The following is a 2,452-nucleotide window of genomic DNA, read 5'->3' as shown; positions in this document are numbered from 1 at the left end:
GCGACGCCTGGAACAAGCTCATCGCCCAACCCTGGCGCATCATGTCCATCGGACTGCGCCGATGGGCCCATGGGTGCTGATCAATGAGAATTGGTATTAAGACCTTCCAGGCGCTTTCCAACGAGCGGTTGCAGGCGGCGCTCTCCGACCTGTTCGGGCTCACGCTCAGCCAGGGTGGGCTGATGAACCTGTTCCAGCGCGCGCAGAAGTGCTTCCGCTCCGGTCGCGACGAGGCCGTTTCTACCCTGCGCCAAGCCACGGTGGTCGCCTCGGACGAGACCGGCGTGCGCATCGAGGGCAGCAACGCTTATCACTGGGTTTCCATTCGGTCCAAGCCGTGGTGCACACGGCCTCGCCAACGCGGGGGGCCGTCGTGGTGCGGGAGATGATGGACGGGCATCGGCCGGCGGTGTGGACCTCGGACCGCTACACGGCTCAGCAGGGCCATGCCGCCGCGCACCAGACCTGCCTTGCCCATCTCGGCCGCGACGTCGCCTACGCCGTCGAGACCAGCGATGATCCCGTACCCTGGCGACTGCAGCTCTGGTTGCGATCCGTATTCACCCTGGCCGAGCACGTCACNCCGCGACGTCGCCTACGCCGTCGAGACCAGCGATGATCCCGTACCCTGGCGACTGCAGCTCTGGTTGCGATCCGTATTCACCCTGGCCGAGCACGTCACCGACTTCGCGATCTCGACCCTAGCGGCCAAGCGTCGGACCTTGGATGGGCAACTCGGCGCCATCCTGGGCACACGAAGTAGCTGCGATCTGACTCGCGACCTGCAAGCCAAGATCGGCCGGGCTCGCCATCAGCTCCTCGTCTTCCTCGCCCATCCCGGCGCGGTCGAGCCGACAAACAATGGCAGCGAGCGGCTGCTGCGCCCGTCCGTCATCCAGCGGAAGATGACCAACGGCTACCGCGCGATGTGGGCCGCCGAGGGTGGGCCGATATCCGCACCGTCGTCGATACCGCGCGCCTCACCGGCGCCAGCCCGTTTGGCACCATCCTCAAGACCGTCGGCGCCTGAACCCTATCATCGCGGGGGTGGGTAATTACGGACGTGATCGACGTGCTCTCGGACCTGTTCAGTCTTCGCGGGGTGCCAGGGCATATTAGAGCGGTGTCCGATCGGCTTGAATCGACCGGGGTTTCGGGGGCGGCGCAGATGTGATTCGATGCGCGGCTTTCCGAGGAGGAGAGCCGGATGCCCTCAGCCCTGTCAGCGGATCTGCGTCAGCGTGTCGTAGTGGCGATCGAGGCAGGAGCCTCCCGCCGGGAAGCCGCCAGACGGTTCGAGGTCAGTCCCGCCAGCGCCGTGCGCTGGCACGAGGCCTTCGTGCGGGAAGGACGCACACGGGCCAAGCCGATGGGCGGCGATCAGCGCTCGCACGCCATCGAGGCCCAGGCTGACCTGATCCGGCGGACCTATGAGGCCAAACCCGAACTGTTTCTGCGCGAGCTGCGCGCTCGACTGGCCGAACACGGCCTGCGGGTCGGGGCGAGCAGCCTGTCCCGCTTCTTCAAACGCCACGGCATCACGCGTAAAAAAACACCGGCCACGCCGCCGAGCAGGATCGGGAGGATGTGAAGGCGGCGCGCTTGGCCTGGTTCGAGGGTCAACTCGACCTCGATCCGGACAGGCTCGTGTTCCTGGACGAGACCGCGACCAACACGAAAATGGCGCGTCGCTACGGATGGGCTCCGCGTGGCGAACGCTGCCGGGTGGCCGTGCCGTTCGGACACTGGAAGACCGTCACGGTCACGGCGGGCCTGCGTGCCAGCGGCCTGACGGCGACCGCGCTCTTCGATGGACCCATGACCGGGGTCCGCTTCCGCCGCTATGTCGAGGAGACCTTGGTGCCGACTTTGAACCAGGGTGACACGGTCGTGCTCGACAACCTGCCCGCCCACAAGGTCAGCGGCATCCGCGAACGCATCGAGGCGGCCGGTGCCCGCCTGCTCTACCTGCCGGCTTACTACCCTGACTTCAATCCGATCGAACTCGCCTTTGCCAAGCTCAAGGCCTGTTTACGAGCCCAGGCTGCTCGCACGCTCGCAGACCTCTGCGACACCCTCAAACAGGCCTTTACGCGCTTCACACCGGACGAATGCCGTAACTACCTCATGGCCGCAGGCTACGATGCCTTTGACCCAACCTGATCGGATGCGGCTCTAGATCGGACAACGGGCCGGAGTTCATCGCCAAGGCGGTTCAGGACTGGATCGTAGCGGTTGGATCGACAACCGCCTACATCGAGCCGGGCAGTCCGTGGGAAAACGGCTATTGCGAGAGCTTCAACGCGAAGCTGCGGGATGAACTCCTCAACGGCGAGGTGTTCTACACCCTCAAGGTGTCAAACAGCGTTGAACATTGACCCTGGATCGGCGTCGAACTTTGACCCCCCGGATGGGTATGGCGGGGCGCCCCTGATCAGCCCGGCGAAGCGGG

Annotated in this window: 1 protein-coding gene and 3 pseudogenes; all 4 read left to right on the top strand. The window is 65.4% G+C overall.

What is annotated here, in order from left to right; genetic code table 11:
- Positions 1-83: 83 nt before the first annotated feature.
- Positions 84-582: pseudogene (locus tag ASG59_RS20535) on the top strand (transposase); the annotation flags it as partial.
- Position 583: 1 nt separating this feature from the next.
- A pseudogene (locus tag ASG59_RS20530) lies at positions 584-1,030 on the top strand (transposase); the annotation flags it as partial.
- 177 nt (positions 1,031-1,207) lie between these two features.
- Positions 1,208-2,163 (top strand): IS630 family transposase gene (locus ASG59_RS19935; protein ID WP_156399218.1). Its coding sequence is split into 2 segments (ribosomal slippage): positions 1,208-1,547 and positions 1,547-2,163, totalling 957 coding nucleotides; the frame shifts between segments, so codons are not numbered across the junction.
- A gap of 14 nt (positions 2,164-2,177) precedes the next feature.
- A pseudogene (locus ASG59_RS19930) lies at positions 2,178-2,351 on the top strand (integrase core domain-containing protein); the annotation flags it as partial.
- Positions 2,352-2,452: the final 101 nt, after the last annotated feature.

It is taken from the genome of Methylobacterium sp. Leaf466, assembly GCF_001425565.1.
Classification (GTDB): Bacteria; Pseudomonadota; Alphaproteobacteria; order Rhizobiales; family Beijerinckiaceae; genus Methylobacterium.
This window is presented reverse-complemented; position numbering and strand designations above follow the sequence as displayed.